The organism is Pseudoalteromonas sp. MMG012, assembly GCF_018100875.1.
GTDB lineage: Bacteria > Pseudomonadota > Gammaproteobacteria > Enterobacterales > Alteromonadaceae > Pseudoalteromonas > Pseudoalteromonas aurantia.
The window spans coordinates 1-14449 of the sequence record NZ_JAGJEF010000062.1 but is presented as its reverse complement, the minus strand read 5'-3'; the positions used below and the strand labels follow the sequence as shown (position 1 = coordinate 14449).

Annotated in this window: 10 protein-coding genes; 5 read left to right on the top strand and 5 right to left on the bottom strand. The window is 40.1% G+C overall.

The genetic code is table 11. The features are described from left to right. Positions 1-6 precede the first annotated feature (6 nt). Both J8L97_RS17470 and J8L97_RS17465 read left to right on the top strand, forming a co-directional pair. On the top strand, positions 7-1110 hold the full coding sequence (locus tag J8L97_RS17470) for a hypothetical protein (RefSeq protein WP_211051748.1): 1104 nt from the start codon (positions 7-9) through the stop codon (positions 1108-1110). Then, entirely contained in the window at positions 1103-2086 is a 984-nt protein-coding gene (locus J8L97_RS17465; RefSeq protein ID WP_211051746.1) for a hypothetical protein, read from the top strand. Before J8L97_RS17470 ends, J8L97_RS17465 begins: the two co-directional genes overlap by 8 nt. 70 nt (positions 2087-2156) lie before the next feature. On the opposite strand, the gene dndE is transcribed toward J8L97_RS17465, so the two are convergent. The 5 genes from dndE to J8L97_RS17440 form a co-directional block, all read right to left on the bottom strand. Next, a complete protein-coding gene (gene dndE / locus J8L97_RS17460; RefSeq protein ID WP_211051744.1) occupies positions 2157-2507 on the bottom strand; it encodes a DNA sulfur modification protein DndE in 351 nt (116 codons plus the stop codon). Beyond that, a complete protein-coding gene (gene dndD / locus J8L97_RS17455; protein ID WP_211051742.1) occupies positions 2507-4498 on the bottom strand; it encodes a DNA sulfur modification protein DndD in 1992 nt (663 codons plus the stop codon). Before dndD ends, dndE begins: the two co-directional genes overlap by 1 nt. Beyond that, positions 4495-6123, bottom strand: coding sequence for a DNA phosphorothioation system sulfurtransferase DndC (locus J8L97_RS17450; RefSeq protein WP_211051740.1), 1629 nt, complete (start codon positions 6121-6123; stop codon positions 4495-4497). Before J8L97_RS17450 ends, dndD begins: the two co-directional genes overlap by 4 nt. Then, positions 6120-7205, bottom strand: a complete 1086-nt coding sequence (dndB, locus tag J8L97_RS17445; protein ID WP_211051738.1) for a DNA sulfur modification protein DndB — start codon at positions 7203-7205, stop codon at positions 6120-6122. Before dndB ends, J8L97_RS17450 begins: the two co-directional genes overlap by 4 nt. Before the next feature lie 117 nt (positions 7206-7322). Beyond that, a complete protein-coding gene (locus tag J8L97_RS17440; RefSeq protein WP_312037182.1) occupies positions 7323-9404 on the bottom strand; it encodes a DNA phosphorothioation-associated putative methyltransferase in 2082 nt (693 codons plus the stop codon). Positions 9405-10081: 677 nt separating this feature from the next. Between J8L97_RS17440 and zigA the strand changes: the two genes are divergently transcribed. The 3 genes from zigA to J8L97_RS17425 all read left to right on the top strand — a co-directional run bounded on the left by zigA (position 10082) and on the right by J8L97_RS17425 (position 13765). Then, the gene (zigA, locus tag J8L97_RS17435; RefSeq protein ID WP_211051736.1) at positions 10082-11284 is read left to right on the top strand and encodes a zinc metallochaperone GTPase ZigA; all 1203 of its coding nucleotides are present in this window, start codon (positions 10082-10084) and stop codon (positions 11282-11284) included. A 961-nt stretch (positions 11285-12245) separates the two neighbouring features. Then, complete coding sequence (locus J8L97_RS17430; protein ID WP_211051726.1) at positions 12246-13346, top strand: DUF1570 domain-containing protein; 1101 nt, start codon at positions 12246-12248, stop codon at positions 13344-13346. 242 nt (positions 13347-13588) lie between these two features. Further along, positions 13589-13765, top strand: a complete 177-nt coding sequence (locus J8L97_RS17425; protein ID WP_211051723.1) for a hypothetical protein — start codon at positions 13589-13591, stop codon at positions 13763-13765. Positions 13766-14449: the final 684 nt, after the last annotated feature.

The window sequence follows — 14449 nt, the reverse complement described above, 5'->3', positions numbered from 1 at the left end:
AGTGTAATGAGCACACAAAACAATATACAAAATATAAACTTGACTGAACTTGAGCTAGATCGTGAAAACCCACGTTTACCGACGAAGCTTCGAAATTCTGGTTCAACCGATACACAAATCATAAGTTGGATGCTACAAGATGCATCAATAATTGAACTTATGATGGCAATAGGCGAGGCCGATTTTTTTGTGGGTGAAGCTATTTTGGTCGTTTGGGATGAAAATAGAAGTAAATATATTGTTGTAGAAGGAAACCGGAGGTTAACCGCAGTAAAGTTACTCAGTAACCCTGGGTTGGCTACCCTGCATAAGAAAAAAATAGCAAAAGTTATTGAGGAATCTAATTACCAACCGGCAGCTATTCCATGCATAGTTTTCGATAGTCGAAACGACATTACACAGTATTTGGGTTATCGACATGTAACAGGCGTTAAATCTTGGGGGGTACTTGCAAAAGCTAGGTATATTAATGAGTTATACAAGAGTCTTGGAGAAGAGACTTTAGCAGATAAATGCAGAGAGCTAGCTAAGGCAATAGGTAGCAGAAGTGACCATGTTCGTAAGTTATTGGTTAGTTATTGGATATATGAGCAGGTAGAAGACGCAAATTTCTTTAATATAGCAGAACTTGATGAGTCAACTATATACTTCAATTATTATGCAGACTCTTTAGGAAAGGAAAATATACGCAACTATATTGGTGTTGATCTACAAGCCGACGAACCAATTACTGAATTAAAGTTAACTGAACTTGAGGAATTGACTAACTGGTTTTTTAAAAAAAATATTCACGGTGGTACAAGAGTTTTAGGTAACAGCGAACAGTTAAAAATGCTTAATGAAGTTCTGGTTGACGATTTAGCTTTTGAGTATTTCAAATTGGGCACAGGAACAATCAAAGAGGCATATAATCAAATTAGTGTTAATGCAGACTCCTACCACAATGAAATTGAGTTGTCTTTAGCTGCTTTGAAAAGAGCAAATGCTATGACTCACAATGTTAATGAGCATTACTCTACCGATTTAATCAAACTCAAAGAAATTTATGATCTTACAATAGCAATTAAAGCCGCTATTGAGGCCAAAAGTGATGGTGGGTGGAATGTTTGAAGCGCGAAATATATCTACACCACCAGACAGAACTTATAGTAAATCACATTATTACAGCGACTATATTGAATTAGTTGCACTTCTTGCAAGCGATGACTTGGTATCTGTACAAGATATTTTTGATCGATTTTTGGATTCAGGGGTAATTAACGAAGATGGGAGTGAAACTAGTAGTGAAGATTGGAACGGCTCAGATGTTGCTTCAGAGTATATACAGCGTTGGAATGATAGAATAACACAATGGTTTTTTTTACTTCGTAGTCGGGCTTTAGCATATGGCAATTTTTACCCTTTTACTGTAACAACTAGCACTATTCAGTTAAATGCGAATCTAGGAGAGGAACAGAAAATCTATATAGGATTACTCCTTGCATCGTCTAATAGATATCATAATAAACAGCCATTGCTAACAACTGCTTTTGAAGAAATATCAAAATTGGCGATGTGTGTTTATGCAGGTACAAATGCAACTGTCCATCGTTTTGGCGTTTCGGGCCACCAAAACAACAGATACACTGGTTCATTGAGAGATAAAATGAATCAATTAGCTGACGATATTGATTGTGAAATCACCGGTAGGAATCATCTCTTTAGAGATGGTGATAACGGTGATGGTGGTGTTGATATTGTTGCTTGGCTTCCTTTTCCAAATGATACGTGTTTATCACGAACTCAAATTTTTTTGGGGCAAAGCGCAACCGGTACTAATTGGAATATGAAGCAAGCAAGTGTATCAAGAGTTAAAAACTATATTAGAATACCAGATACAACTTTAAATCTACTGTTTGTCCCTTATGATATGCGAGATGTAGAAAGGCGCTTCGAAGAGGAAGGCGAGATCACTGCATCAATAGTTTTTGACCGATTTAGAATTATTTCTTTAATTGATGCAGTTAATGTATGGGCTTCAGAAAGGGGAAGTGAATTACTTGGAGTTGTAGAGCAAGCAATTTCGTATGAAGAAGACTTAGTCTGATTACTAATATCCTTAACACTGGTGCTATTCTATTGTGAAAGTTCCATTTTCACAATAGTTAGGTCGAGGATTAAAAATATTTAGCTAAAGTAGTAACCTTAGCTAGATTACGGATGTCAGAGCTCCCATCCTCAACATGTGCTGCCCACGCCATCTGTAATTCTTTATCTAAAAGCTCAGGGTAACGCTGTTTAAGTAGTAACTCTGTTACTTGCTGGGTTTTCCCCAGCCAAGTGAATTTATCGAGTTTAAGACTGCCAGAAAGTTTGTAGTCAGTTGTTTTATCAAACACAAAGCCACTTTCAACTGAACGGAAAAAGGCAATGCGAGCAGCTACATTGGGTGTAATGCCTGTATTGGCTTTTAGAGTTTGCAGTTGCTCTTCAACTGATTTTTTAAGCCACATGGTTTGCGGTAGCATTATACGGCCTCCTTAATTTTACTTGCCCAAAAATATCCTTCTGAAAGCGTTGAGCACTTAGTTGCTTGGTCAAACTCAATCTCAAAGGCATGCGATACTTTGTTTGCCATAATATCGAAGTAGTCTTGATCTACCTCGGTATCGGTTGAAAGTAAAATGACTTGCTCACCTGCTTCTGGGAAGTAATGCTTAATCAATTTATTACGGTGCTTTGAGTCTAAACGGCCTAGAGGGGTGTCTACTACCACTGGCAACACTTTGCCTGAAAGCTTTCCTAGTGCCTCTAAAATAGCAAAAGCAAAAATTTGCTTTTCACCTGCCGACATTGATTTACGGTTAATGGTAATGCCATCTTGGTCAACCAAATTAACATCGAAGGTGGTTGGGTCTATTTTTGCACTGAGCTTTAAATCTTCTTTACGCGCTAGTTTGCGATAAGACTTGGCAAACAATTCTTCAAGTTGCTTAACACGCAATTGGGTTAACTCGTTAGCAAATTCTGTAAGCGCGGCATTTGTCGCATCAACGCGAGTAACCGCTTTAGTAATTGAGCTTTCAGTTTTTTGGCTTACATACAGTTTTTCTAAGCGTTTTGCGTTTTCGAGTGCTTGTTCAACCAGCTTTTTCGCTTTTAGAAGCTGGTTTGTATATTTGGTTTTAAGTGCTGATTTTTGCGCATCTAACTCACGCAGTGACGTATAAAGGGTACTTAGCTCTTCTTCATCAGGCGCTCGTTGAATATTTAACGACAGGTTTTCGTATTCAGTCGTAGTTGCCTCAAGCTTCTCAGCAAGGTCAGCAATGGTTTGTTTAGCTGTGTTTGCATTTTCAAGTTGTGCTTTAATAACCGCAAAATCAGAATCTGATATATCAAGCTCTATTACTTCAAGCGCAGCACCTGCGTTTAATTGTGCAAAGTATTTATTTACCTCTTTGTATATATCAGATGCATTATCTGCAAATTGCTGGCTAAGGACAGCTTCTAGGCCTTGCATATTTTGGCCAAGCTGCTCGGTAAATGCGCGTTTGGCTTTTATTTGCTGCTCGTTTTCAAGCTCTTTAATTAAACCTTGCATAGCTGTTGGGGCCAATGCCATTGGGAATTCGCTGCTAAGCTCGTTAAGTATTGAGGTATTTAATTTGGTTTGCTGTTTTAAAAGCTCATCGGCACGGGCTTTTTCTTGCGACTTGGTTTTTGCCCAAGCGCCACCTCGTGATTCAATTTTGTGCTCGATCAACTCAATTTGTGTATTGATGCCTGCAAGCTCGCTTTGAATACTGGCTTCGAGTTCGCGCTCAGTATTGGCTTGTAAAAGAAGTTGTTTTTTCTCTTCTTCAAGCTCAGCTATTTTACGTACCGTACTTGCTGATGCTTTGTCTTTTGTGATTTGTTTTATGTAAATATCTAAATCATCACCAAGGCGATTGATTACATCTAGGCCAAGCAGTTTTTGAACAGCTTCTTTTAAATAGGTGCCGGTGTCGTCTTCTGCCAGTTCGGCAATTTTTTCACCGTCAAAAAAGAATAAGTCGCCTATACCCGGCGGAACGAGCTCATTTAAAAAGCTTTGTACTTGTTCTGAATTAAGCGTTTGGTCTTGTTTGCCGTTTTCATTTAGCGTGACAACTTCATCGACATTACTGCCCCAAGCGCGCTCGATAACATAAGCGTTATGCTGGCCTTGATGTGTATGGGTAAACTCAAGCGTTACTTTGGCTTGGCTTTGGTTGTTATCTTTAAGCGCTTCTTTGTTTATTTGCTCACTTAAAAAGGCGGTATAGTCTTTTTTATGCACTGCATTACCCAGTGCACGGCGACCAAGCAAGGCTAAACGAATGGCCGTTAAAATAGAGGTTTTACCTGCACCGTTTAAACCACCAAATAAAATGATGGGCTTATCGTTAAACTCATCTTTCTTTGGTATGAGGTCTATATGTGTGGTTTGGTTAAATACACGAAAATTATGCAGTGTTAGGCTTTTAAAAATCATGATAAGCCCTCTTTAACTAGTAGCTTGTTGAGCGCTTCAAGCTCTTGTGAAATTTCTTTTACTTCTTTTGATTGGCGCATTTGATTTTGGCGACTTTCTAAATGTTCTTCAATAATTTCTTCGGCAGATTCCCAGTCTTGCTGTACTAATCGGCCAAGTTTATTAAATATGCCTGTGCGGCGTGTTAAACCACTCATTGATGTTTCAAGATCAATCAGCTTTTTAATCATGTGCGGTGAAATACCATGCTTGGGGGCAATGGTGTTTAGTAGCAGGCTTTCTTCACGGCTAAATTGCGTGGTGTCGTCCAGTGTCCAATCAAGGTCATAGCCATACACTTCTTTAAAAATGGCTGGCAGTGAGTCATCCCAATCAGGCTCGTTAGGGTCGTTCAACCATTCGTGGCGCACAGCATGTAGCTCTGGAATGGTGATAAGCGCTTGGCCACTTAAATGCTTTTCGAGCTTTTTCTGTAGCTGCAGTAAAACGCGCAACATAAAGCGGCGATATTTAAGTAGGTAAGGGCCTGTTGTATAGTCGTCGAGTAATACTTTTTCGCCATCTTCTTTGAGTGTTTTAAACGCTAAGCGGCCATTACGGCGAATATGGTTACGGTATTTCTTTTTAAGTGCGGGTGACGTACTACGCGACAAAATATTACGGTATTTTAGTAGTGGCTCCATCCATGTTTCGCCGTTTGCCACTAAGCTTTCCATCGCGCGGTCTTTTGTTACTACGGTACATGTCCAACAACCAAAACGTGAGTTACCACATGAGGGTGTTGTTTCGTCGATTACTAATGGGCATTCACCTTGACCAGAAGAATCTTTGTAAAGGTTCCAGAGAAGTAGGTTTTTACCACCCCATGGGTTTTCCCATTCTAGGTCATATTTATCTATCCACTTATTGCGTGGGCCGTATGGTGTTTCTTGTTGTTTTAAGTGGCATAAACGTAGAATTTTCCACACATCATCAACGTGCCAAGTATCAATAGGAGTATAAATAAATGCATTAGCAAGTGTGGTATGTACTGCCAGATCAGAGCCATCAATTTTGTGTTTTTTAATGACCTGCGCCCGCGATGCACTTTCTTGTGAGCGAGAGCCTAATACAACAATTACTTCATCGTATTGGCTTACTTTTTCAGTAATAAAGGTGCTCACTGGGTCAATTTTCATACGCTCTGTGCACCAACGAAAATTACGCGTTGGTGCTGGGTAGCCTTTACCTAATAGGTTTGACCAAAAGGTTTGTTCTGTTTTAGGTGTCACTTTATGTGCAGTGATTGGTAGGTCATCACGCTTAGCCCCGTCATTGATAGCCTTTAGTGAGTTATTTACATGGTCAACAACCACAGGTGTTTCTACCAGTGTGTCTGAAGCTACCACAAATACAGGCTTATGGCGTTGCTCTGGCTCTAAACCTAAAAGCGACATATAAACAAGTGCCATGACAGCCGATGAATCTTTACCTCCACTATAGCCAATAACCCATGGGCGCGTATCTGCCAAGTAAACACGTTGTGTGTCTGCAATAAATTCACTTAAATAACGACCTGAAAACTGCTCGTTTTCGATAAAATCGATATACTCTTCTTCCAAGTCGTGTTGGTGTATTAACTTCATGCGTTTAGTAACTTGCTCTCTTTCTGTAATTCTTCAGACGTGGGCGTTAGGCCAATTTCACGTTTAATTTGCATTGCGGTTAAAAAGATATTTGATACCGCTTTTGATAAACGCCCATGCTGCATTGCTCGGTTCGCCCAGGCTGGGTTTGATTTGAGCCAGTTTACTTTACCTAGCTTTTCGATGTAACCGATTTGTTGATTTTCGTCTAGTTTCAATAAGCATTGCCCAACAAAAGCAATTGCTTGAAGTCCAATACCATGTGCACTTATAAATTCTTGCCTAAATTCAGGTGCAGCTAAAGTTTTATTTTGAACTTGTTGCCACTCTAGCATTGAGTCATTTAGCTTACTCCAAAATTTAACTGCAATGGCTTTTTCTCCGTCAGTAAAGCCCTCTTTTGGTCCTTTACCAAAAAGTGTTCTATTTGACTGTTTTATACCACTTAGGGTGAAAAGCTTATTACTTCTCACAGAAATAGAGGAACGTTCGAATTCAGTAAAGCCTAAAAATGGCTTTGAATTATTTGCTAGATAGCGCGCTATCTCAGAAGACTGATCGCGGTGATCATAAAGTGTGGCAAGTGAGGAGCTGGGTCTTACAGCATATTTGTTTAAATCTGCAAACATTTGCTGGCTGCGCTTTAACCCTTCATCTACAAAAAAGAGTACAGCAATGTTGTCTTGGCCAAGCTCTGGGCTTTCTTTTATTGCTTCTTCAATTGCTGCGCGGCGGTGTTGGCCGTCATTAATAAGAATTTGCGCATCCATCGGTACAACAAGTGTACCTAGGTTTGGATTTTCTACTGAATTTTTAAATTCCACCTCGGTCCCTACAGATGCCGTAAGTGCCGAAAATACATAATCATCAGGTGAATCTAATAGGTAACGTGCCATTTCAGGAATTCTGCTTTTATTAAGAGTTCGTTGTGAGCGAAGTTCGGCTGGTACCTCTTCTTCATCATACATAAAAATCTTAGGAATTATGCGAAGAGGGCAAGTGGCTATATAAAAAGGTTTACCGGCTTGCTGACCTCGAACCGCAGGAAAGCTGTAATAGTAATTAGAGTCTATGTTGCTCATTGCGTTTTACGTAATAATGAGGTGTACGTAATATTATTACGTACATTACGTGTTTTTTCTAGTTTTTTAGCTGTTAAAGATAAATAAAATTTATTTTGTACGTTATATGTTCATGTTTTATTGTTGTGTTTTATGAAATTTATCCCCTTTCAGCTCCACTTTCCAATACGCAAACACTTTCTGCAGAATATCCCAATCGGGCCATTCTGCTTTTGGTACGCCTTTAAGCATTTGTGCTAACTTTTTATCAAAACGTTGTTGTGTTCTGTATTCTTTAGTGTTTGTTTCTAAAAAGTCCAGTTTATTGTAGAGAGGTTGCAGCGGGTATTCATTGCCATAGTAAAAGTAGTCTATGTCTTGCTCGGTGAGTTTTACTTTTATGCGCTCGGTAAGTAGCGGGAGTTTTTTGCTGTAATCATCATATTTTAATAGCGTTACTTTGCCTGAGCGCATGTGTATTTTGATTAGGTTGATGTCGTCTATATCGCCATATAATTGGGCTGCACAGCCAATGTAGACTCTCAAAACTGCAGGCAATTTGTTTAAATATTGCTTGGGTAGTGTGTAACTTTGGCTATGGTTAAACTCGCCAATGTTGAGGTGTTCAAATAATTGAGTGCAAGCGTTAGCTATGTTGGCCGGTTCTGCTATTGAAAATAACAGTGCTTTGGCTTGCTCAAGGGCCTGGTTTAAGCCCTCAAAGTGTGTTTTTATGTCGCGTTGTAGCCGGTTAGGTAAATGGCTTTTTGCTTGGCGTTTGCCAAATAAGCTTAGTGCAAAATACACCAGTAAATCTTGTTGGCGCTTTTGTTGGGCAGATTCAAATTCTGCGTAATCAAATTGAGTTTGAGCAAGTTCAAACGCTTTGTTGTGGCTGTTTATTATTGCTCTTAGTTGCTCACTTAATTCAAACTCGTCGTTAGCAGGTATACGCCCATAGTGCAGGCAATGCTGCCAAAAAACTTCAAATAGTTCAGTGTGTTTTTCAAATACGCTTTGTTTAACGCGTTCGGGCAGTTTTTTAGCTATAGGGCGTTGTGTAATATGTTGCCATGCATGGTTATTAAATTGCAGTTCAACGTGATGTTGCTCTAATAAAGCCGGGCATTTAAATACGGCGATGATCCCTTGGCCAAATGGTAGGGTGCTTACATTTAACGTTTGCTCTATATATTCTCGTATTTGTGATTGGCTGTAGTATTTTTGAAAGGTGTTGCGTTTGGTGATTACGCCGTCTTTATAAGGTTTAAATTGCTCAAATATGTTTGAGTTAATCAGCATAACTGATACGAGTAATAGCTTATCGCACAGTGCGTATGCTTCTTTAAGCGTTTGCTCGCGCTCGTCGTAGTCTTCAATTACATTAAGTACAAAGCCGAGGTTTACTATTTCGCTTTGTAACTTTTGGCCATCGGGTTTATGAACAGGGTCCCACGCATTTATGTTTAGGCCACTGGCTTCGAGCTCTCGTACATCGTCGCCCAAGCCACAACCATAGTCTTGAATTGAATAGTCACTATTTAAATAACCAAATTTGGCCAGCTTTTGAAAGGGGGCAGAGAGCCTATCGCGGTTTATGGCTGTTTTATGCCGCTGTATTGCATGTGTTGTTGTATCGGCAGGTATCGGTACATGCTGTGTAATGGCAATCAGATCGCCTTTGTCATTGAGTTGACAGCCGTGTCGTTTAATGAGCTTTTCCCACTGATTTTTAAAACCAATGGCTTTGGTGTTTTGATATAAGCCTATTTGTTCACCTTCACGCGTATGTTGTTTGAACTGCTCTATAAGTGGATGGTTTGGCAGTATAAAGGCTTCTTTTCGATGGAGTATGGGTGGATTGTTTGAGCTTTGGTAATCTGTGATTTTAGAGGTGTTTTCGAGCAGGTTGACAGTAATGCTGGTATGTAATTGTGGGTAAGCATAGGTTTCGAAGTCTGGGTAATACAGCAGGGTAAGTTTAAAGTCGTGTTTAAAGAGTTTGAGTACATTCCAAGGGTGTTCAAATTGATGATGTTTTATTGTGTGCTGCAAGAGTTGGTATAACTCGGCTGGTAAAACGGTTTGTAATGCACTTTGGTGCAAATAAATTGCACTGGGTAATGATTTACCGAGTGTGAGGCTTTTTACCAGTGTTTTAAATTTAGGGTAGTTTATTAAGGTCGACATTTTCAAAGTAGTAATAGTAAGCCCTGCCACGTTTCTCAAAGGTTAGTTCACCACGGTCACGACGATGCATTAACTCGCACCCACTTATTTTTAAGTGTGCTTGTGTTTGTTTACTTGTAAGCCATTGTTTTGATGTGTTTGGCATATGTGTAGCACTTATTGATAGTTGATTTTAATATAGCGCGGTTTGTTGTTTTTTTATATGTGTTGGTTGTTGGTTAGGGAAGTTTGATCTTCAAGTAAGCGTTCTCTGTTGAGGTTTTGCTCGACCACTTGGGTGATGAGCTGCTCGTAAATACCGATTTGTTCCACGTTTATTCCTTTTACTGCTGTGTTGTGATTGCTGTAACTCCTTGAAACGATGTTTAGTTTAATTTATTGGAGTGAGGTTTGGAAGGGGGTTGGATAGGAGATTAGCCTTGGCTTTGCAGTGGTCGGTTGGATGGGCTCTGAGCTTCGCTAAGGAGACGAATGGTGGGGAGTTGGTTGTTGGGTTTAGTTTTGGCGAGTTTAGATGAGCCCTGACTTTCCTCAGGAAGACGGGTGATGGGGTAGGTGGGTGGTAGGAGAATAACGGTATGAGCTTTAAAAAGTTGCGCAGTGAAGTGTTATAATATAACGTACCGTGTTAGGTCGTGTTATTAGCGCTTCGTCATCGCTAATGATTAAGTCAAACCGTCAATTTATAATTCAATGTGGTCAAAATTATGTCTAATATACCGTCGTTATTGCCAGTTACTGTGCTTTCTGGCTTTTTAGGTGCAGGTAAAACTACCGTTCTCAATCATATTCTAAGCAATCGAGAAGGCCTCAAAGTGGCTGTCATTGTTAATGATATGAGTGAAGTTAATATTGATGCTGCAACAGTACAAAATGAAATAAGCTTAAACAGGGCAGAAGAAAAGCTAGTTGAAATGAGCAATGGCTGTATTTGTTGCACACTCAGAGAAGACTTGCTTGAAGAAATAACCCGTTTGGCCAAAGAGGGCAAATACGATTATTTGGTTATTGAATCGACCGGTATTTCAGAACCTTTACCGGTGGCCGAAACATTCACGTTTGCAGATGAAAATGGCATTAGCTTATCGGATGTTGCGCAGTTAGATACCATGGTGACTGTGGTCGATGCGGTTAATTTTTTAAAAGATTACGATGAAGCCAGGTCTTTACACGAAGTAGGTGAAAGCTTGGGTGAAGAAGATGAGCGCAGTGTTGCTGACTTATTGGTTGAGCAGGTGGAGTTCGCCAATGTGTTATTAATTAGTAAAACGGATTTGATTTCTGACATTGAGTTGGCTCGCCTTAAAAGTATTTTAAAAACGCTCAATACCGATGCTGAACAAATTGCCATTTCAAACGGAAATGTGCCATTAAAGCAAGTATTAGCGACCGGTAAATTCAGTTTTGAAAAGGCAAGTGTTGCAGCGGGTTGGTTAAAAGAAATGCGCGGTGAGCATTTACCTGAAACAGAAGAGTTTGGTATTAGCAGCTTTGTGTTTGAAGCGAGGCGTCCATTTTATCCAGATAAGTTTTATAACTTTTTACACAGTAAAGAAATCGCGGGGAAGTTGATCCGCTCAAAAGGCTTTTTTTGGCTGGCAACAAGGCCGCAATTTGCAGGAAGTTGGAGTCAAGCGGGAGGTATGGCAAGATATGGTGCTGCTGGGCTTTTTTGGAAAGCTGTGCCAGAACAAGATTGGCCAACGGAACCTGATTACCGTCAAGCAATAGAAGCGCAATGGGTCGAACCATTTGGTGATATGCGTCAAGAGCTGGTTTTTATTGGTCAAGGGTTAGATAAAACGGATATTATCAATCGATTAAACGCGTGTTTATTAGAGGATGATGAACTGCTAAAAGGTGCACCATCTTGGGCTAAATTACCTGACCCATTTCCATTGTGGGAATGATGCCTCTTAGGAGTTTAAGTTGGTTTGTCATTTTGAATTCAGTGAGTAATTAATATGGGCGATTCCTTATTGGCCCTGACCTGCGTCAGGGAGACGCATACTCTCCTTTTTGTATGTTATGAGTTCAGATACTCTTCATTCGTCTCCCTGGATTTATTTCAGGGTCCACTTGTTGTGTAGCAAGTGAGAGTCTTGAGGGCTATTCAGCATGGATCCTGACCTGCGTCAGGAAGACGAAGAGTGGTGAATTGATCACGAGATTGTATTTCGTAGCGGCGCAAGCTTTAGCATTTTGAGTCATAGACTTACCTGTCTCCCTGGATTTATTTCAGGGTCCACTTGTTGTGTAGCAAGTGAGAGTCTTGAGGGCTATTCAGCATGGATCCTGACCTGCGTCAGGAAGACGAAGAGTGGTGAATTGATCACGAGATTGTATTTCGTAGCGGCGCAAGCTTTAGCATTTTGAGTCATAGACTTACCTGTCTCCCTGGATTTATTTCAGGGTCCACTTGTTGTGTAGCAAGTGAGAGTCTTGAGGGCTATTCAGCATGGATCCTGACCTGCGTCAGGAAGACGAAAGAAAGAAGCGAGCTGTAGCCATGGATCCTGTTCTGCGTCAGGAAGACGAATATGAGTCGTTGGGGCCTAAGTTAATAGAAGCGACTGATGTAGCGTTTTAAACTCTTTGTCTCCCTGAATTTATTTCAGGGTCTGGGTTTTGGGGTATTTGAAAATGAACCGTGATGGCTGGTATGGGCCCTAACCTGCGTCAGGGAGACGAATGGTGTGGGGGTTGGATGTGGAACTGGGTTTGGCGTGCTTGGTTGGTATGGGCCCAGAGCTTCGTCAGGGGGAAAAATTCGATGAAGGGTATACGGATTGTCGTTAAGTGTTAAAATACAGATGCTGTTGATTTACCAGACGGCTAGTAAATCAACACTCATAAACTAAGGATAGTTAAATGCAGCGATGGACGCGTTTTATAATGATAACTGTACTGGTTATTACTTCGATTTCTTTATCATATTTTTTTAGTAACAGGCAGTTTTGGTTTAGTTCTTTGCATACACAGCCAGCCGTCACTGATCCAACAAAAATATCTGAGTTTCATGTATCGCAACCCTCCGTAATTTTATCTAAAGAATCGACTTATATTCATAATAATCACAAAATGTTCCGTAAAAGTTGTGAAAAAGCCGACTTAGGAGCTGTAAAATATGAGCAAGTAGATGGTATTTATACTTGGGTTGATGAGCGAGGAATTAAAAATTTTAGTGATAAAAAACCACACTCTGCAGCAGAGCTTTACCAAACTACTAAAAATAATACATTAGACTATTTTGAACTTAACGTGCAAGCCCGAGGGTTGCCTGTTCGGTTTAAAAATCAGCTTTCTGCAAATTTACGCGCCGTTTTTAGAGCTTATGCAACTTTAGTTGGTTTAAAAGTTATGCGTAAGGTGAAGCTAAATTTACATATATTGCCCAATACCAGAGTTTATAACCATGAGGTTAAAAGTTTAGGGGGGGATCCTACCGGAACAACTGGCGTTTACTTTGGTAGTAAAAATACAGCATATATAAAATATAGCACGTTTGAACACACTATTAAGGTGGCAGTTCATGAAGCAGTGCACGCAATTAATGAAGCCGTTATTGGTGATACGCCTAAATGGTTTAATGAGGGGTTGGCTGAATATTTTGAATATACTCATGTACACATGCAAGCCAGTATTATTGAACCGAATAAAAGCTGGGTATCGTTGAATGGGCGTCTGTTAAAGTCGGTGATCCAGCCTCGTAAGTTAGTTCATACTAGCCCACATTGGCGTAAGTCGAATTATGCTCAAATGTATAGAAGTAGCTGGGCATTTGTATACTTTTTAGCAAGCGATGATACCCGTAAGTTATTATTAAGAAAGTATTTACTGGCTGAGCAGAGCAACAAGTGTGACACGTTGGGAAATGATAAAGTTTGGACATACTTAACAGCGCGTCAAGGTAACCTAGAGCAAGCGTTTGTACGTTTTACGAAAAGTAAATTAACTGTGCATCGATACTAGGTTAAAAACTTACTCTATTCATACGCGGGATGGGAGCAATAGATGTGATGAGTGCTGCTACTTGATTGTTACCGCCACTAAGATTAATTATACACCTTAACCGTTTCTGAACTGCCGTAGCAAAGCGAATTTTTTGGTATTTAATATTAAATTAGTTCAACTTATTTGTAGACAGCCTTAACCTTGCTGTGTAATTTATAACCTCATTTTGGAAATGATTAAACTAAAAGGAATGTATATACATGAAATTATTACTCAATAAAAAATCACTAAAAACACTCAGTAATAAAGATTTACCAATGGCATTAACACCAGTTGCGGCTGGTGGTGCTGAAGATGTTAATTTTACCTTGTATGCAGGTTGCAATACTCGCCCTTCTGATCCTAGGATCTGTGGTGGTACTGGGCGTACTAAGTAATTTAAACGAGTGGCTAATATGATTAATATTGGCCACGCTTTGTCAATTTAGCACTATTTTAATTATTTCTACTCACCTCGTTTATTACCTACTTTACTCTTATTTTTACTTTACATCATTTACTTGCCAAGTAGCGTGAAAGCTCAGCATTGTCGTTCTGAACGTGTTTCAGAATCTATTGCTTGTGGCGCGCGGGTAATGAGACTTGGGTGACGTGACAAGTATGGATCCTGACCTGCGTCAGGTAGAGGAGTGTGGGGAGAATGGTGATACAGTTTTGCGTCATGGTTAGTTTTTTATTTGTCTCCCGAATCTATTTCAGGGTCTAGGTTTGAGAGTATTTGATAGTAAAGCGTAAGTAAGTGACATGGGCCCTGACCTACGTCAGGGAGGCGAATGGTGGGGTGTTTTAAACTCTTTGTCTCCCTGAATTTATTTCAGGGTCTAGGTTTGAGGGTATTCGAAAATGAACCGTGATGGTTGGTATGGGCCCTGACCTGCGTCAGGGAGACGAATATGAGACGTTGGGGCCTAAGTTAATAGAAACGACTGATGTAGCATTTTAAACTCTTTGTCTCCCTGAATTTATTTCAGGGTCTAGGTTTTTCGGTATTCGAAAATGAGCCGAGATGGTTGGCATGGGCCCTGACCTTCGTCAGGGAGACGAATATGAGACGTCGGGGC